We start from the raw sequence: 18,068 nt of genomic DNA, 5'->3' as shown, positions 1-18,068 counted from the left end.
TCCTCATGCTGGTCGCCGCTGCCGTCTGCCCCTGCCCGCCGCTGCTGGTCCCCGAGGTCGCCTCGGGCGCCGCACCCGAACTGGACGAGCTGCGCGCGGCCTGTGACGCGGCGCTGCGCACGGTGCTCGCGGCCGGGCCGCAGCTGATCGTGGCGGTCGGGCCGGGGGCCCGGCACGAGACCTTCGAGCAGGGCGCGCCGGGCGGCTTCCAGCCGTTCGGCGTGGACCTGCCGGTCCGGCTCGGGGCCGGTGCCGCCGCCGGGCAGGCCGATCCCGGGTCGGACGCCGCCGAGGCGCTGCCGCCGTCGCTGGCGGTCGGCGCGTGGCTGCTGGAGCGGGCCGGCTGGGCGGGCGCGGTCCGCGCGCTGGCCGTCCCGGACTACCTGGAGCCGCGGGTGTGCGCCGAGAACGGCCTGCACCTGGCGGACTCCGCCGAGCGGGTCGGGCTGCTGGTGCTCGGCGAGGGCAGCGCCCGCCGCTCGGTGAAGGCCCCCGGCTACCTGGACGAGCGGGCCGAGGGCTTCGACGCGCGCATCGCCCGCAGCCTGACCAGGACCGACCCGGACGGCGGACTGGCCTCGCTGGACGACGAGTTGGCCTTCGAACTGATGGCCTCCGGCCGCGCGCCCTGGCAGGTCCTGGCCGGTGCGGCCGGGCCGGACGACGCCGGGCGGCTGAAGGCCGAGCTGCTGTACGAGGCCGCGCCCTACGGCGTCGGCTACTTCGTGGCCGCCTGGAGCTGAGCCGCCCGGAGCCGAGCTCTGGGACGGCGAGGGCGCGCCCCGGAGTCCGGGCCGCGCCCCCTTGCCGCTCGGGTCAGGGGGACTCGGGCGGGGTCACCGTCTCGCCCGGCACCACGGGCTTGTCGGCGGCCAGGTTGTCCAATGCGTGCTTGGCCTTGTCACGACCGCTGAGGATCTGGTCGCTGTACTTGCCCTTGGTCGCCTTGTCGGCCATCTCACCGACCTTGTCCAGGCCCGAGTCGATGGTCGAGCTGTGCTTCCCCGCGAGCTCGGTGGCCTTGTCCTTGGCCTGGCCCAAGGCGTCCTTGAGGCTGTCGGAGATGCCCATGGCGGCTCCTTCGTAGTGGGTCCGGGTACCGCCGCGAAGCGGGCAAAGCACCCCTAGTCGGTCATAGCGTACGAGCCGTGCCTGATCCGTGCACTGGATGAATCGTTGATTTGCGAGACTGTCCCGGTGAACATCCCCCGTATCCCGCGTGTCATCACCGTCGTCGGCGCAACAGCCGCCGGAAAGTCAGATCTCGGCGTGGCCTTGGCGCTGGAACTCGGCGGCGAGGTGGTGAACACCGACTCCATGCAGCTCTACCGGGGCATGGACATCGGCACGGCGAAACTCACGCCGCAGGAGCGCCGGGGAGTGCCGCACCACCTGCTCGACGTCTGGGACGTGACCGTCGCCGCCAGCGTCGCGGAGTACCAGCGGATGGCCCGCGAGGTGATCGACGCGCTGCTCGCCCAGGGCCGGACGCCGGTGCTGGTCGGCGGCTCCGGGCTCTACGTCCGGGCAGCCGTGGACGAGTTGGAGTTCCCCGGCACGGATGCGGAGGTCCGGGCGCGGCTGGAGGCCGAGCTGGAGGCCGAGGGCTCCGGCGCGCTGCACCGGCGGCTCGCCGAGGTCGACCCGCCGGCGGCGCAGGCGATCCTGCCCAGCAACGGCCGCCGGATCGTCCGGGCACTGGAGGTCGTGGAGATCACCGGCAAGTCCTTCACCGCCAACCTGCCCGGCCACCAATCGGTGTACGACACCGTGCAGATCGGGGTGCAGCTGCCCCGGCCGGAGCTGGACGAGCGGATCGCGCTGCGGGTCGACCGGATGTGGGAGGCCGGGCTCGTCCAGGAGGTCGAGGCGCTCGCGGCGGTGGGCCTGCGCGACGGGCGCACCGCCTCCCGCGCCCTCGGCTACCAGCAGGCCCTGGCCCAGCTCGACGGGGAGTGCAGCGAGCAGGAGGCGCGCGCCGAGACCGTGCGCGCCACCCGGCGATTCGCGCGCCGTCAGGAGTCCTGGTTCCGCCGCGACCCCCGGGTGCACTGGCTCTCCCGGAGCGCCGACGAGCATCCATCTGTGCTGGTGGGGCGGGCTCTCGAACGGGTGCACGTGAGCGGGCGGTAGGTGGGGTGTTACGGCCTGATCACGTCATGGCCACGGATCACCGCCGAGGCCCGTACGAGCCCCGAGAGATGAGGTGCACGTGCCATCATCAATCATCGAGATTCAGCAGACCGGGTCGCAGCGGCCGTCGGTCACCAGCGCACAGGGAGGCCGCGTGTCCATGGATACCGGCCCCGAGATCCATCGGCTGCACGGCGACCCGTTCGGGCCCGACGGCCTCGACTCCGAACCGCTGCCCGGCCAGGGCCTGGAGATCGGCCCGGTCACCGAGCGCGAGCTGCGCCCCGTAGGGCGTCTGAGGCTGTGGCAGATCATCCCCATCATCGCGGTCGCCACCATCGGCTCGCTGATGTTCGCCTTCCCGCTGGCGTTCGAGTCCGGCGGCGGCGGCGCGGTCGTCGGCATGCTCGGGCTGCTGCTCACCGCCGCCTCGGCCGGCTGGGCCGCCATGGCCACCCGGCGCGCCGGGTACGCCTGGCCGGGTCTGCCCCGGCAGGGGTCCGGCCGCGCGGCCGACTGGCGGGCGCTGCTGGCGTACACCGCGATCGCGGCGTTCCTGCTGGCACTGGCGGTCTGGCGGGTCGCCCGCATCAACGGCTGACCGGCCGCCGCGCCGGTACCGCCCCCGTAGGATGGGCGGGTGAGCGAGATGCTGAAGGGCCTGCGGTTCCTCAAGGGGCACGGCACCGAGAACGACTTCGTCATCGTGCCCGACCCGGACGGCCGGATCGAGCTGGGACCGGCCGCCGTGGCCCGGCTGTGCGACCGCCGCGCCGGGATCGGCGGCGACGGCCTGCTGCGCGTCGTCCGCTCCGCCGCCCACCCGGAGGCCCGGGCCATGGCCGACGAGGCCGAGTGGTTCATGGACTACCGCAACGCCGACGGCAGCATCGCCGAGATGTGCGGCAACGGCGTCCGGGTCTTCGCCCGCTACCTGGTCCTGGCCGGGCTCGCCGAGCCGGGCGAGCTGGCCGTCGCCACCCGGGCCGGAATCCGCCGGGCCCGGCTCGCCGCCGACGGCCCGGACGGCCCCGCCCCGGTCACGGTACGCATGGGCCGCGCCGACCTGCCCGGCCCGGACGGCATCCGGGTGACCGTCGGCGAGCGCAACTGGCCCGCACTCAACGTCAACATGGGCAATCCGCACGCGGTCGCCTTCGTGGACGACCTCGACCACGCGGGCGACCTGCTGACCGCCCCGCCGGTCGCCCCGGCCGGGGTCTACCCGACCGGCGTGAACGTTGAGTTCGTGGTCGACCGGGGCCCGCGCCACGTGGCCATGCGGGTGCACGAGCGCGGCTCCGGCGAGACCCGCTCCTGCGGCACCGGCGCCTGCGCCGTCATGGTCGCCGCCGCCCGCCGCGACGGCCTGGACCCCGCCGTCACCGGGCAGCCCGCCAGCTACACCGTGGACGTCCCCGGCGGACGCCTGGAGATCACCGAACTGCCGGACGGCACGGTCGAGATGACCGGCCCGGCGGTGGTCCTGGCCGAGGGCGTGGCGGACGCCGACTGGCTCGCCGCCGGCTGACGCCGCAACCTCAAAGCCTTGCCACTTCGCAAGCGTTTCAAATCCCCCGAATGGGTGATCAAGGTGACGTTGGGAATACACGGCGTCGCCCAGCGTGCTCCACTCGGTAGGATGGACCATCGGGGTGCCTGCCCACTCCGGTGATCGCTGCCGGAGGTGCGCATGAACATCAATGCCGGTGATCTTCCCGTCATCCCGCCCGTCATCCCGCTGGACGGCCGCCGGGCCGTCTCACCGCCGACCGCCGCGCCGCGCGGCGGCGGCGCCCTGCGCCGCGCCCGGGCCCGCTCCGGGCTGGGCCGCGCCGGTTTCGCCGCGCTGCTCGCGGGCGGCCCCAGACCGCAGCTCGCGGACGCCATGGAGCCCGTCGTCCGGGCCCACCGCAGCCACCACCCCGGGGCCGACATCGCCCTGCTCGGGCGGGCCTACGAGGTTGCCGAGGCCTCCCACCGCGGGCAGACCCGCAAGAGCGGCGAGCCCTACATCACCCATCCGCTCGCGGTCACCATGATCCTCGCCCAACTGGGCGCGGAGACCACGGCGCTGGTCGCCTCGCTGCTCCACGACACGGTCGAGGACACGGCGGTGACCCTGGATCAGGTGCGCGCGGGCTTCGGCGACGAGGTCGCCTATCTGGTCGACGGCGTCACCAAGTTGGAGAAGGTCGACTTCGGCGCCGCCGCCGAGGCCGAGACCTTCCGCAAGATGCTGCTGGCCACCGGCGAGGACGTCCGGGTGATGGTCATCAAACTCGCCGACCGGCTGCACAACATGCGCACCATCCGGCACATGAAGCCCGCCAGCCAGGTGCGCATCGCCAAGGTCACCCGGGACGTCCTGATCCCGCTCGCCGAACGGCTCGGCATCCAGGTGGTCAAGACCGAGCTGGAGGACATCGTCTTCGCCACCCTCCACCCGGAGGAGTACGCCCGCACCCAGGAGCTCCTCGCCGCCCACGAACGCGCCGAGGCCGATCCGCTCGGCGAGTTCGCCGGGCTGCTGCGGCGGCAGCTGCGCGAGGCCCGGATCCAGGCCGAGGTCACCGTCCGCCCCCGGCACTGCGTCTCGGTGCACCGCGCCCTGCTCCACCGCACCGAGCTGACGCCGTGCGACTTCGGCCGGCTGCTGGTCGTGGTCGAGGAGAACGCCGACTGCTACGCCGTCCTGGGCGAGCTGCACACCTGCTGGACGCCGCTGCCGGGGGAGTTCAAGGACTTCATCGCCGGTCCCAAGTTCAACCTCTACCAGTCGCTGCACACCGCCGTCACCACCGGCCCCGGCCAGGTGGTCGAGGTCCTGGTGCGGACCGAACACATGCACCGGGTCGCCGAGTTCGGCGTGGTCGCGCTGGACACCCCCGGGGGCGGCACCGCCGAGGAGCAGCCCGCCGAGGGCGGCGACGGCGCCGGGCCCGGTTCCACGCCCGAGCGGGACGAGCTGGACCGCACCGACCCGGCCCGGCCCGGCTGGCTGGCCCGGCTGCTCGACTGGCAGCGGGAGACCCCGGACGCCGACACCTTCTGGTCCGCCCTCACCGCCGACCTCTCCGGCGACGGCGAGCTGACCGTGGTCACCGAGGGCGGCGGCACGCTCCAGCTGCCCTCCGGCTCCAGCTGTGTGGACGTCGCCTACGCCCTCGGCGAGGACGTCGGCCACCGATGTATCGGCGCCCGGGTCAACGGCCGGCTCACCGCCCTGTCCACCCTGCTGCGCGACGGCGACGCGGTGGACGTCCTCACCGAGTCCGGTGAACCGGGCGAGCCCGGCGGCGAACCGGGCGGTCCCGATCCGGAGTGGCTCGCCCACGCCCGGACGCCCTCGGCCCGCATCGCCATCGAACGCTGGCTGGCCGAACACCCGGCCGCCCCGCAGCCCCCGGCCGACCAGGAGCACCCGCCGTCCGGGCCCCCGGCCGCCGCGCCCAGAACTGCCGCGCCCCGGGCGTCCGCGCCCAGAGCCGCCGCCTCCGCCGCCGAGGCGCCCCGGCAGTCGCAGTCGGCGGCGGTGGTCGCTGCCGGGCTGCCGGACGCGCCGGTCCGGCTCGCCCGCTGCTGCACCCCGGTCCCGCCGGACGCCCTGGTCGGCTTCGCCATCCGCGGCGGCGCGGTCGCCGTGCACCGCCGGGACTGCCGCACCGGCATCGGCATGGCCGTCGGCGGCCGCACCCCGGTCCAGGTCGCCTGGGCCCGGGACGCCGCCCCCAGCGGCTACCGGGTCACGGTCCAGGCCGACGCCCTGGGCCGCCCCCGGCTGCTGGCCGACCTGACCGCGGCCATGTCCGCCACCGGAGTGGACATCGTCTCCGCCTCCGTCGAGCCCCCGCAGGAGCTGCGGGTCCGGCACACCTACACCGTGGAGCTGCCCGACGCCGGGGCGCTGCCCGAGCTGATGCGGGCCATGCTGCGGGTGGCCGGGGTGTACGACGTCTACCGGGCCGGGCCGCAGGGTTCGGACGGGCCGGAAAATGGGGATGACCCCGCCGGAGCGGGCATGCGACCATCGTCAGCGGGAACGACGGGAATGAGCGGTGAGCCCGCGGCGTTTTCCCCTGCAAGCCCGCATCCGAGCGGATCGCCGACCCTAAGGACACAATGACCTCCACGTTCGAACCCCGCGACACCGCCGAGCCCCGTCGGGCTGAGGCACTGATGGACGAGGACCTCGCGGGAGGACTCGGGCTGGGCATGGGCGGCGGTTACCGCGACAACGACTACGACGGTGACCAGTACGACCGGACCGACCGTGCCGCCCTGCGCCGCGTCACCGGGCTGTCCACCGAACTGCAGGACGTCACCGAGGTCGAGTACCGGCAGCTCCGACTGGAGCGCGTCGTCCTCGTCGGCGTCTGGACCGACGGCACGGCCGAGGAGGCGGCGAACTCCCTGGCGGAGCTGGCCGCCCTCGCCGAGACCGCCGGATCGCAGGTGCTGGACGGCGTGATCCAGCGCCGCGACCGGCCCGACCCGGCCACCTACATCGGCTCCGGCAAGGCCCGGGAGCTGCGCGACATCGTCCTGGAGACCGGCGCGGACACGGTGGTCTGCGACGGTGAGCTGAGCCCCGGCCAGCTGATCCACCTGGAGGACGTGGTCAAGGTCAAGGTCGTCGACCGGACGGCGCTGATCCTGGACATCTTCGCCCAGCACGCCAAGTCCCGGGAGGGCAAGGCGCAGGTCTCGCTCGCCCAGATGCAGTACATGTTGCCCCGGCTGCGCGGCTGGGGTGCGTCGCTCTCCCGGCAGATGGGTGGTGGCGGCGGCTCCTCGGCCGGCGGCGGCGGTGGCATGGCCACCCGCGGTCCCGGTGAGACCAAGATCGAGACCGACCGGCGGCGGATCCGCGAGAAGATGGCGAAGCTCCGCCGGGAGATCGCCGACATGAAGAAGGGCCGCGACACCAAGCGGCAGGAGCGGCGCCGCCACCAGGTGCCCTCGGTGGCCATCGCCGGGTACACCAACGCGGGCAAGTCCTCGCTGCTCAACCGGCTCACCGGGGCCGGGGTACTGGTCGAGAACGCGCTGTTCGCCACTCTGGATCCGACGGTCCGCCGCGCGGAGACCCCGGGCGGTCGGGTCTACACCCTGGCCGACACCGTCGGCTTCGTCCGGCACCTGCCGCACCACCTGGTCGAGGCGTTCCGCTCCACCATGGAGGAGGTCGCCGACGCCGACCTGATCCTGCACGTGGTCGACGGCTCGCACCCCGAGCCGGAGTCCCAGCTGGCCGCCGTACGGCAGGTCATCGTGGAGGTCGACGCCCAGCAGGTCCCGGAGATCGTGGTGATCAACAAGGCGGACGCGGCCGATCCCGACGTGCTGCAGCGGCTGCTCCGCCGCGAGCCGCACGCCATCGTGGTCTCCGCCCGCACCGGGCAGGGCATGGACGAGCTGCTGCGGCTGCTGGAGGACCAGCTGCCCCGGCCCTCGGTGGAGCTGGTCGCGCTGGTCCCGTACACCCGCGGCGACCTGGTCTCCCGGGTCCACCAGGAGGGCGAGGTGCTCTCCGAGGAGCACACCAACGACGGCACCCAGCTCACCGCGCGGGTCCTGCCGGATCTCGCCGCCGAGCTGGAGCGCTTCGCGGTGGCGGCCCACACCGGCTGACACCCGTGAGCGCTGTCGCAGACGGCCGCCGACCGCCCCTCCCGCCCGGAGGGGCGGTCGGCGGCCGTTTTGTGTGAACTATGTGTGCTCCCCGGTTGATGCGTGATCAACGCGGCCCTGGGTCGTTTGACCAAGTGGGCGTCATTCCAAAGGAGTGCATGGCCCGGGGACCTGGAGGGGTCCTCACCCGTGAGGCTGCCCCCTCTGTCGTGAGGAGATGCGAGCCCGTGCACCTGCCCGTCGTACCGCCGCCCGCCGAGAACGCCCCCAGTGCCGCGCCCGGCGAGACCGTCGCCGAGGCCGTCCTGGCCCGCCAGGCCGCCCGCGAGTCCGCCGCCCGGACGTACGCGCGCTCGCTGCCCGTCGTCCCGGTGCGCGCCCAGGGCATGACCGTCGAGGGCGCGGACGGCCGCCAGTACCTGGACTGCCTCTCCGGCGCCGGCACCCTCGCCCTCGGCCACAACCACCCGGTGGTGCTGGCCGCGCTCCGCCGGGTGCTGGACTCCGGTGCGCCGCTGCACGTGCTGGACCTGGCCACCCCGGTCAAGGACGCCTTCACCACCGAGCTGTTCGAAAGCCTGCCGCCGCGCTTCGCCGACGGCGCCCGGATCCAGTTCTGCAGCCCGGCCGGGACCGACGCGGTCGAGGCCGCGCTGAAGCTGGTGCGCACCGCCACCGGCCGCAGCGGCCTGCTGGCCTTCACCGGCGCCTACCACGGCATGACGGCCGGCGCGCTGGCGGCCGGCAGCGACACGGCGGTCCGGGCCGGGCTCGGTGGAACGGTTCAGCAGCCGGTGCGGCTGCCCTTCCCCTACGACTACCGCTGCCCGTTCGGGGTCGGCGGCCCCGAGGCCGCCCGGCTCTCCGCGCACTGGACCACCACCCTGCTGGACGACCCCAAGGCCGGCATCGAACCGCCCGCCGCCATGATCGTCGAGGCGGTCCAGGGCGAGGGCGGGGTCGTCCCCGCGCCCGACGACTGGCTGCGCGAGCTGCGCCGGATCACCGCCGCCCGGGACATCCCGCTGATCGTGGACGAGGTGCAGACGGGCGTCGGCCGGACCGGGATGTTCTGGGCCGTCCAGCACTCCGGGATCATCCCGGACGTCATGGTGGTCTCCAAGGCCATCGGCGGCAGCCTGCCGTTGGCCGCCATCGTCTACCGGGGCGAGCTGGACGTCTGGGCCCCCGGCGCGCACGCCGGGACCTTCCGGGGCAACCAGCTGGCCATGGCCGCCGGTGCGGCCACCCTGCGGCACATCCGCACCGAGGGCCTGGCCGCCCGCGCCGCCGAGCTCGGCCGGCGCCTGCTCGACCGGCTGCGCGCCCTGGCCGGGGAGCAGCCCGCCATCGGCGACGTCCGGGGGCGCGGCCTGATGCTCGGCGTCGAACTGGTCGATCCCGAGGCCGAGCCCGACCCGCGCGGCACCCGCCCGGCTGCACCCCGGCTCGCCGCCGAGGTCCGGGCCCAGGCGCTGCGCCGGGGCCTGATCGTGGAGCTGGGCGGCCGGCACAGCAGTGTGGTGCGGCTGCTGCCGCCGCTCACCATGACCGACGAGCAGGCCGCCGCCGTCCTGGACCGGCTGGCCGACGCCGTCGCCGCCGCCTGCGCCGCACCCGGCGGCGTCCCACCCCAGGGGGAGAACCGATGACCGCCCGCACCCCGGACCAGGAACCGCCCGCGCCGCTGCCACCGCTGGCCGGCGGCGCCGACGGCCCGCAGGCACTCGCACCGCTGGTCGCCACCGTGCTGGACGCCCTGGGCGCCGGAGCGGCCCGGCGCGGCGGCCCGCTGCCCGCAGGCGGCCCGGACGCCGTCGCCGCCGGTCTCGCCGGGCTGCTCACGTCCGGCGCGCTGCTGCCCGACCACGGCGATCCGGACGCCCTGCGGCTGCTCACCGAGGCCCTGGCCGCCACCGCCGCCGACCCGGCCGACCCCGCCTGCGCCGCCCACCTGCACGCGCCGCCGCTGGCCGTCGCCGTCGCCGCCGACCTGGCCGTGGCCGCCGTCAACCCCTCGCTGGACTCCTGGGACCAGGCCCCCGGCGCCACCTCGGTCGAACTGGCCGTCCTGCGCACCCTGGTCGAGCTGGTCGGCTTCCCCGCCTCCGGTACCGGCGTCTTCACCACCGGCGGCTCCGAGTCCAACCTGACCGCGCTGCTGCTGGCCCGGGACGCGGTCTCGCGCGAGCAGCAGCGCGGCGGCCGGTTCAGCGTCCACTGCTCGGCCGACGCCCACTTCTCGGTGGGCCGCGCCGCCGCCGTGCTCGGGCTGGGCCCGGACGCCGTCGTCCCGGTCGACACCGCCCCCGACGGCCGCATGGACCCGCGCGTCCTGGACTGGGGCCTGGCCGACGCCCGCGCCGAGGGCCGCCCGCCGCTCGCCGTCGTCGCCACCGCGGGCACCACCGACCGGGGCGCCGTCGACCCGCTGCGCGCGGTCGCCGCCGTCGCCCGCAGACACGGCACCCGGCTGCACGTGGACGCCGCCTACGGCGCGGGCGCGCTGTTCTCCCGCCGCCTGGCGCCGCTGCTGGACGGGCTGGAGCTGGCCGACACCATCGGCCTGGACCTGCACAAGCTCGGCTGGCAGCCGGTCGCCGCCGGAGCCCTGCTGGTGCGCGATCCCGCGCTGCTGGCCCCGCTCGGGCAGCGCGCCGCCTACCTCAACCCGGCCGACGACGAGGAGGCCGGATACACCTCGCTGCTCGGCCGCTCGCTGCGCACCACCCGCCGTCCGGACGCCTTCAAGGTCGCGGTCACCCTGCGCGCCCTGGGCCGCGCGGGCCTGGGCGCGCTGGTCGACCGCTGCCACGACCTGGCCCGCCACGCCGCCGCCGGGATCGCCGCCGAGCCCCGGCTGGAGCTCACCGCCGAACCCGTCCTCACCAGCGTGCTGTTCCGGTACCTGCCGCAGACCCCGGACGCCCCGGCGGACGCCGTCAACGCCGGGCTGCGCCGCCGCCTGCTCGCCGCCGGTCAGGCCGTCGTCGGCCGCACCGAGCTGGCCGACGGCAGCGTCCGGCTCAAGCTCACCCTGCTCAACCCGCACACCACCGAAGCCGACGTGGACCGCCTGCTGGCGCTCGTCCTCGCGGCCGGAGCACAAGAGGAGCACTCCTAAGTGAGCACTGCCGCCGCCAGCGGACTCCCCGCCCAGGCCCGGGACGCGGGCGACTCCGAGGACCCGCTGCTGCACCCGGACCCGGCCGTCGCCGCCGACTGCGCCGGAACCGAGAACCTGCTGCGCTGCTGGGTCCGCGAGACCGGCCTCGGCGAGCCGCCCGGCGGCCTGCTCACCCTCGCCCTCGGCGACGGCCTGCGGCTCACCGTGCCCGTCCGGCACTGGTCGCCCAGCGGCTGGCACCGCTTCGGCCGGGCCCGGCTGCGGCCCGACTCCGGCCCCGGCCCGGGCCACCCGGTGGACGCGGTCACCGTCGCAGCCCTGCTCGCCCGAGGCCGGGGCACCGACGCCGGCTCCCCCCGCCACACCGCCGAACTCGCCGGGCGGGTCGCCGACTCGGTGCGCCGCACCGCCCGCTTCATCGCCGACCGCCGGGACGCGCCGCTGCCCGCGCCCGGCACCACGCCCTTCCTGGCGTCCGAGCAGGACCTGCTGCTCGGCCATCCGCTGCACCCCGCGCCCAAGAGCCGGGAGGGCCTCGGCGAGGCCGAGACCGCCGCCTACTCGCCCGAGCTGCGCGGCGCGCACCCGCTGCACTGGTTCGCCGTGGCGGCCGAACTCGCCGCCGGGGACTCCGCCCTGCCGCAGGACGCCGCCGCCGTCACCGCCGCGCTCGCCCCGGAACTGCCGCCGGGCACCGTCGCCCTGCCGCTGCACCCCTGGCAGGCCCGCGAGCTGGCGCACCGGCCCGACGTCCGAGCGCTACTGGACGCCGGGCAGCTGCATGACCTCGGCCCGCACGGCCCGCTGTGGTACCCGACCTCCTCGGTGCGCACGGTCTACCGGCCCGACTCGCCCTGGATGCTGAAGCTGTCGCTGGGCCTGGCCATCACCAACTCCCGCCGGGAGAACCTGCGCAAGGAGCTGCACCGGGGGCTGGAGGTGCACCGGCTGCTGGAGTCCGGCCTCGGCCGGGAGTGGCACGCGGCGCACCCGGCGTTCGACATCGTCCGCGACCCGGCCTGGATCGGCGCGGACCTGCCCGGCACCGGGCCCGCTGCCTCCGGCCTGCCCGCCGCCGGCCTGGCCGCCGGGCCGGTGCCCGGCCTGGACACCGTCGTCCGGCAGAACCCCTTCGGCCCCCGGGAGCGCGTGCACTGCGTCGCCGGGCTGGTCTCCGGCACGCCCACCCGCTCCCGCCTGGGCGGCCTGGTCCAGGCGCTCGCCGACCGCACCGGCCGCCCGGCGGCCACCGTCTGCGCCGAGTGGTTCCTGCGCTACCTCGACGCCGTGGTCCTGCCGCTGCTCTGGCTCGACGGCCGGGCCGGGATCGCCCTCGAAGCGCACCAGCAGAACAGCCTGGTGCTGCTGGACGCCCAGGGCTGGCCCGTCGGCGGGCGCTACCGCGACAACCAGGGCTACTACTTCCGCGCGTCGCACACCGAGGCGCTGCGCTCCCGGCTGCCCGGCCTGGGCGCGCTCAGCGACACCTTCGTCCCCGACCGGGTCGCCGACGAGCGCTTCGGCTACTACCTCGGCGTCAACCACCTGCTCGGCCTGGTCGGCGCGTTCGGCGCGCAGGGCCTGGTGGACGAGCGGGTCCTGCTGGCCGCGCTGCGCCGGTTCCTCGGCGGCCCGGCCGCCGCGGCCACCGGCTCGCGCCTGCCGGAGCTGCTGCTGGACGCGCCCACGCTGCCCTGCAAGGCCAACCTGCTCACCCGGCTGCGCGGCCTGGACGAGCTGGTCGGCCCGGTCGAGACCCAGTCCGTGTACGTGGCCCTCGCCAACCCGCTCGCCCCCGGCGCGTCCGCCGCCGGTGCCCGCAGCGCCGACCGGCACCCCCGCCAGGCCGCCGGGGCGACCCCGTGAACCACCGGCACCGCCCGCACGGCTCCCTCGACGCGCCGCACCCGCCGGCCTTCCCCGCGCAGGAGCCGCGCGCGCAGGCGCCGCGCCGGCCGCTGCCCGCCCTGCGCCGCCAGGGCGCGGACCTGCTGGACGGCGTGGCCCGCTGGGGCGTCATGGAGACCCGGCTCGGCGCGTTCCGGCTGCAGCCGGTGCGGCTGCCGCGCGATCTGCGGCTGCTGCTGCAGTGGATGAACGACCCGGTCGTCGCCGCCTTCTGGGAACTGTCCGGGCCAGCGGAGTTGACGGAGCGTCATATCCAGTCCCAGCTCGACGGGGACGGCCGCAGCGTGCCCTGCCTGGGCCTGCTCGACGGCACGCCGATGAGCTACTGGGAGATCTACCGGGCCGACCTCGACCCCATCGCCCGGCACTACCCGGCCCGCCCGCACGACACCGGCGTGCACCTGCTGCTCGGCCCGCCCCAGCAGCGCGGCCGGGGCACCGGCGGGGTGCTGATCCGGGCCGTGGCCGAACGGGCGCTGCGCGAACGGCACTTCGCCCGGCGCGTGGTCGCCGAGCCGGACGTCCGCAACGTCCCCTCGATCCGGGCGTTCCTCAAGGCGGGCTTCCGCTACGACCGGGACCTGCCGCTGCCCGGCAAGCACGCGGCCCTGCTGGTCCACGACCGCCACTGAACCGGTCCACCCCCCGCCGAGCCCGCCCGCCGAAGCCCGCACCCCGCCGAAGCCCGCCCGCCGCCCCCGTTTCGTCCAGAGCCGCCCGAGAGAGACCCCGCCGCCCATGCCCGAGCCCACGCCCGCCGCGCCCCGCACCCCGGCCGCCCCCGGCCCCGCCGACGCCCCCGCTCCGTACGACCTGGTCGGCGTCGGCCTCGGTCCGTTCAACCTCTCGCTCGCGGCGCTCGCCGACGGCGTCCCCGGGCTGCGCAGCCTCTTCCTCGAGGCCAAGCCGCAGTTCAGCTGGCACCCGGGGCTGCTGCTGGACGGCGCGCGGATGCAGGTGCCCTTCCTGGCCGACCTGGTCAGCCTGGTGGACCCGACCAGCCGCTGGTCCTTCCTGGCCTACCTGCGCGCCCACGACCGGCTGTTCCCGTTCTACTTCAGCGAGCAGAGCCACCTCTCCCGGCGCGAGTACGAGCACTACTGCCGCTGGGTCTCCCAGCAGCTGCCGCACTGCCGCTTCGGCAGCCCGGTCCAGGCCGTCTCCTGGGACGGCCGGGCCGGGGTGTTCCGGGTCGCCCTGCCGGACGGCGCCCGGGTGGCCGCGCGGAACCTGGTCCTCGGCGTCGGCACCGAGCCGGTGGTCCCGCCCGCCCTGCGCGAGCTGCATCGCAGCGGGCTGGTGCACCACGCCGAGGAGTACCTGCACGTCCGGCACGCCCTGTCCTCCGCCGCCGACATCAGCGTCCTGGGCTCCGGCCAGTCCGGCGCCGAAGTCTTCCTGGACCTGCTGCGCACCCGCGGCGACCTGCCGGAACAGCACCTGCGCTGGATCACCCGCACCCCCGCCATCGCCCCGATGGAGTACTCCAAGCTGGGCCTGGAGCACTTCACCCCCGACTACACCCGCTACTTCCACGCCCTGCCCCAGGACGTCCGCGACCGGCTCGTCCCCGAGCAGTGGCAGCTCTACAAGGCCGCCAGCGCCGAGACCCTGGCCGAGATCCACGCCGCCCTGTACGAGCGCACCACCGGCGGCGCCCCGGCCGACGCCGAGATCCTGCCCGGCACCGAGGTGCGCGGCGCCCGCGCCGGGGCCGACGGCGGCCTGGAACTGCACTGCCGGCACCGGCAGACCGGGGCCGCCCACACCGTGCGCACCGATGCCCTGGTCCTGGCCACCGGCTACGCCGCCCGCCGCCCCGCCCTGCTCGACCCGCTGGCCGACCTGGTCGACTGGGACGACCAGGGCCGCTACCGGGTCGGCCTGGACCACCGGGTCGGGCTGCGCCCCGACGTCACCGCCGGGCTGTACGTGCAGAACGCCGAACTGCACACCCACGGCGTCGGCACCCCCGACCTGGGCCTGGGCGCCCACCGCGCCGCCGTCATCCTGAACGCCGTCGCCGGGCGGACCGTCCACCGGCTGCCCGGGCGCACCGCCTGGACCACCTTCGGCCCGCCCCGGCACCGCACCCCGGGCCGACCGGGCACCGCCCGGCCCGGCCCGGAGCTGGTGCCCCAGGCACCACTACGCTGACGGCCCATGGACGCCCTCACCGTCACCGCCGCCCAGGCCGCCTGCGCCCCGCTCGACGTCGCCGCCAACGCCGCCACCGCCGCCGCGCTGCTGCGCCGCGCCGCCGACCGGGGCGCGGACCTGGTGGTCCTGCCCGAGCTGTTCCTCACCGGCTACGAACTGCCCGCGGTCGCCGCCGACCCCGACCGGCTCGCCCCGGCCGCCGACGACCCCCGGCTGGACGCCCTGGCCGCCGCCTGCGCGCAGACCCGCACCGCGGTCGTGGTCGGGACGCCCGCCCGGGACGCCGACACCGGCGCGCTGCACATCTCCGCCCTGGTCCTGGACCGTACCGGCCGCCCCGCCGCCCGGTACGACAAGCAGCACGCCACCCCCGCCGAGCGGGCCGCCGGATTCGCCCCCGGCAGCCGGGGCTGCACCCTCACCCTCGACGGCTGGCGGCTGGGCCTCGGCATCTGCTGGGACAGCGGCTTCCCCGAGCACGCCCGCGCCGCCGCCCTGGACGGCTGCGACGCCTACCTGGTCGGTGCGATGTTCGGGCGCGGCGGCGGGGCCCGGCAGCGGGCCGTGGTCTTCCCGGCCCGGGCCCTCGACAACACCTGCTACACCGTGCTGGCCAACCACAGCGGCCGCTCCGGCCCGTACCAGGGCTGCGGCGGCAGCGCGGTCTGGGGCCCCGACGGCGGCCTGCTCGCCGACGCGGGCAGCGACGACCCCGGGCTGGCCACCGCGCGGCTCGACCCGGCCGTCCTGGCGGCGGTCCGCGCCGAGGAGCCGGTGCTGAACGACCCCTCGCTGACCGCGCCCCGGCGCGCGCGCAGCAGCCACACGCTCGGCTGATCTCAGGATGTCAGCGGCTGCGTCTACCCTGGGCAGGCCATGACTACTCTGCCTTCTCGGGGCACCGCCCCCGAACCCTCAGCCGACCCCCTCGACGATCCCTCGGACGCGGCCCCCGCCGAGGCCGGTCCCGAGGACAACTCCCCGGCGGCTGAAGGGCATCCGGACGAGAATCCGGACGGGATTCCGGGCGGCGGCGCGGACCGGCCGCAGGCCGTGCCGGGGTCGCGCCTGCGGGAGCTGTTGCACGCCGCCGTGACCTCGGTCGGGGGCGTGGAGCGCCCCGGGCAGGTGGCCATGGCCGAGGCCGTCGCCGCCGCCGTCGACTCCGGCGAACAGCTGCTGGTCCAGGCGGGCACCGGCACCGGCAAGTCCCTCGCCTACCTCGTCCCGGCGCTGGCGCACGGCGACCGGGTGGTGGTCGCCACCGCCACCCTGGCCCTGCAACGGCAGCTGGTGGAGCGGGACCTGCCGCGCACGGTCGAGGCACTGCGGCCGCAGCTGCGCCGCCGCCCGCAGTTCGCCATGCTCAAGGGGCGCTCCAACTACCTCTGCCTGCACCGGGTGCACGAGGGCGCGCCGAGCGACGAGGGCGAGGGCCTGTTCGATCCGGCCGAGGCCCTGGGCGGCCCCAGCAGCAAGCTCGGCAAGGACATCCTGCGCCTGCGCGACTGGGCCGACGAGACCGAGTCCGGCGACCGCGACGACATGTCCCCGGGCGTCTCCGACCGGGCCTGGGCGCAGATGTCGGTCAGCTCCCGGGAGTGCCTGGGCGCCGGCAAGTGCCCCTACGGCGGCGAGTGCTTCGCCGAGGCCGCGCGCGAGCGCGCCAAGCTGGCGGACGTGGTGGTCACCAACCACGCGCTGCTCGCCATCGACGCCCTGGAGGGCGCGCCGGTCCTGCCCGAGCACGAGCTGTTGATCGTGGACGAGGCGCACGAGCTGGTCTCGCGGGTGACCGGGATCGCCACCGCCGAGCTCACCACCGGGGCGGTCAACCGGGCGGTCAAGCGGGCCGCGAAGCTGGCCAACGAGAAGGCCGTGGACGCGCTCCAGGCCGCCGCCGAGAACTACCACGGCCTGATGGAGATCGCCCAGCCCGGCCGTCTGGAGGAGCTGCCGGAGAACATCGGCTACGCCGTCGCCGCGATCCGCGAGGCGTCCCGTGCGGTGATCACCTCCATCGGCGAGATCCGCGACAAGGGCGTCAGCGACGAGGACGCCGTCCGCAAGCAGGCCCTGGCCTCGGTGGAGAACATCCACGACACCGCCGACCGGATGCTGGAGGGCTCCGAGTACGACGTGCTGTGGATCGAGGACCGGGACCGCTTCGGCCCCGGAGCGGCCTCGCTGCGGGTCGCCCCGCTGAGCGTCTCCGGGCTGCTGCGGGAGAGCCTCTACAAGGAGCGCTCGGTGGTGCTGACCTCGGCCACGCTCAAGCTCGGCGGCGACTTCACCGGCGTGGCGCTGTCGCTGGGCCTCGGCCCGGACGGCCGGCTCCCGGACGACCGCGCCCAGGCTCCCGCCGCGGCCCCCGGCCTGTCCGGCGCGGGCGAGCCGGTGCCGCTGTGGCGGGCGATGGACGTCGGCTCGCCGTTCGACTACCCCCGGCAGGGCATCCTGTACGTCGCCAAGCACCTGCCGCCGCCCGGCCGCGAGCCGGACCGCCCAGCCATGCTGGACGAGCTGGCCGAGCTGATCCAGGCCGCCGGCGGCCGCACCCTGGGGCTGTTCTCCTCGATGCGGGCCGCGCAGGCGGCCGCCGAGGCGCTGCGCGAGCGTGTCCCCGGGGAGATCCTGCTCCAGGGCGAGGACACCCTGGGCGAACTGATCAAGACCTTCTCGGCCTCCGCCGAGAGCTGCCTGTTCGGCACGCTGTCGCTGTGGCAGGGCGTGGACGTCCCCGGCTCGGCCTGCCAGCTGGTGGTCATGGACCGGATCCCCTTCCCCCGGCCGGACGACCCGCTGATGAGCGCCCGCCAGCGGGACGTCGAACAGCACGGCGGCAACGGCTTCATGGCCGTGGCGGCGACCCATGCGGCGCTGCTGATGGCGCAGGGCGCAGGGCGGCTGATCCGGGCGGCGGACGACCGGGGGGTGGTCGCGGTGCTGGACTCCCGGCTGGCCACGGCCCGCTACGGCGGGTTCTTCCGCTCGTCCATGCCGGACTTCTGGTTCACCACCGACCGCAACCAGGTGCGCCGCTCGCTGGCGGCCATCGACGCCTCGGCGCCGCCCCCGCGCAGCCGCTGACGCCCGCAGCCCGCGA

Annotated in this window: 14 protein-coding genes; 13 read left to right on the top strand and 1 reads right to left on the bottom strand. The window is 75.7% G+C overall.

Annotation, left to right across the window (positions count from 1 at the left end; translation table 11 throughout):
- Positions 1 to 5: 5 nt before the first annotated feature.
- Complete coding sequence (locus GXW83_RS26675) at positions 6 to 743, top strand: class III extradiol dioxygenase subunit B-like domain-containing protein (protein WP_182445611.1); 738 nt, start codon at positions 6 to 8, stop codon at positions 741 to 743.
- A 73-nt stretch (positions 744 to 816) separates the two neighbouring features.
- On the opposite strand, the gene GXW83_RS26670 is transcribed toward GXW83_RS26675, so the two are convergent.
- Positions 817 to 1,071 (bottom strand): antitoxin, encoded by a 255-nt coding sequence (locus tag GXW83_RS26670; protein ID WP_182445610.1) that lies wholly within the window; start codon positions 1,069 to 1,071, stop codon positions 817 to 819.
- Between the two features lie 126 nt (positions 1,072 to 1,197).
- Here GXW83_RS26670 and miaA point away from each other — a divergent pair, with 126 nt between their 5' ends.
- The 12 genes from miaA to GXW83_RS26610 all read left to right on the top strand — a co-directional run bounded on the left by miaA (position 1,198) and on the right by GXW83_RS26610 (position 18,052).
- The gene (gene miaA / locus GXW83_RS26665) at positions 1,198 to 2,133 is read left to right on the top strand and encodes a tRNA (adenosine(37)-N6)-dimethylallyltransferase MiaA (protein WP_182445609.1); all 936 of its coding nucleotides are present in this window, start codon (positions 1,198 to 1,200) and stop codon (positions 2,131 to 2,133) included.
- 160 nt (positions 2,134 to 2,293) lie between these two features.
- Complete coding sequence (locus GXW83_RS26660; protein ID WP_182445608.1) at positions 2,294 to 2,734, top strand: hypothetical protein; 441 nt, start codon at positions 2,294 to 2,296, stop codon at positions 2,732 to 2,734.
- Positions 2,735 to 2,782: 48 nt separating this feature from the next.
- Positions 2,783 to 3,664, top strand: a complete 882-nt coding sequence (dapF, locus tag GXW83_RS26655; RefSeq protein WP_182447583.1) for a diaminopimelate epimerase — start codon at positions 2,783 to 2,785, stop codon at positions 3,662 to 3,664.
- Between the two features lie 162 nt (positions 3,665 to 3,826).
- Positions 3,827 to 6,259 (top strand): bifunctional (p)ppGpp synthetase/guanosine-3',5'-bis(diphosphate) 3'-pyrophosphohydrolase, encoded by a 2,433-nt coding sequence (locus GXW83_RS26650; protein ID WP_182445607.1) that lies wholly within the window; start codon positions 3,827 to 3,829, stop codon positions 6,257 to 6,259.
- Complete coding sequence (gene hflX, locus GXW83_RS26645; RefSeq protein WP_182445606.1) at positions 6,256 to 7,767, top strand: GTPase HflX; 1,512 nt, start codon at positions 6,256 to 6,258, stop codon at positions 7,765 to 7,767. The genes GXW83_RS26650 and hflX overlap by 4 nt, the downstream gene beginning before the upstream one ends.
- A gap of 233 nt (positions 7,768 to 8,000) precedes the next feature.
- Positions 8,001 to 9,419 carry a diaminobutyrate--2-oxoglutarate transaminase family protein gene (locus GXW83_RS26640; RefSeq protein ID WP_370466896.1) on the top strand — a complete coding sequence of 473 codons (1,419 nt, stop codon included), beginning with the start codon at positions 8,001 to 8,003 and terminating at the stop codon, positions 9,417 to 9,419.
- Positions 9,416 to 10,891, top strand: a complete 1,476-nt coding sequence (locus GXW83_RS26635) for a pyridoxal-dependent decarboxylase (RefSeq protein ID WP_182445604.1) — start codon at positions 9,416 to 9,418, stop codon at positions 10,889 to 10,891. Before GXW83_RS26640 ends, GXW83_RS26635 begins: the two co-directional genes overlap by 4 nt.
- Entirely contained in the window at positions 10,892 to 12,760 is a 1,869-nt protein-coding gene (locus GXW83_RS26630) for an IucA/IucC family siderophore biosynthesis protein (protein ID WP_182445603.1), read from the top strand.
- Positions 12,757 to 13,434, top strand: a complete 678-nt coding sequence (locus tag GXW83_RS26625; RefSeq protein WP_225447271.1) for a GNAT family N-acetyltransferase — start codon at positions 12,757 to 12,759, stop codon at positions 13,432 to 13,434. Before GXW83_RS26630 ends, GXW83_RS26625 begins: the two co-directional genes overlap by 4 nt.
- Before the next feature lie 106 nt (positions 13,435 to 13,540).
- Positions 13,541 to 14,959, top strand: a complete 1,419-nt coding sequence (locus GXW83_RS26620) for a lysine N(6)-hydroxylase/L-ornithine N(5)-oxygenase family protein (RefSeq protein WP_182445602.1) — start codon at positions 13,541 to 13,543, stop codon at positions 14,957 to 14,959.
- Positions 14,960 to 14,965: 6 nt separating this feature from the next.
- A complete protein-coding gene (locus tag GXW83_RS26615; RefSeq protein ID WP_182445601.1) occupies positions 14,966 to 15,799 on the top strand; it encodes a carbon-nitrogen hydrolase family protein in 834 nt (277 codons plus the stop codon).
- Positions 15,800 to 15,838: 39 nt separating this feature from the next.
- Complete coding sequence (locus GXW83_RS26610; RefSeq protein ID WP_182445600.1) at positions 15,839 to 18,052, top strand: ATP-dependent DNA helicase; 2,214 nt, start codon at positions 15,839 to 15,841, stop codon at positions 18,050 to 18,052.
- The last annotated feature ends 16 nt before the right edge of the window (positions 18,053 to 18,068 follow it).

It is taken from the genome of Streptacidiphilus sp. PB12-B1b (genome assembly GCF_014084125.1).
Classification (GTDB): domain Bacteria; phylum Actinomycetota; class Actinomycetes; order Streptomycetales; family Streptomycetaceae; genus Streptacidiphilus.
The sequence above is the reverse complement of the archived record's forward strand: the minus strand, read 5'-3'. Positions and strand labels throughout refer to the sequence as shown.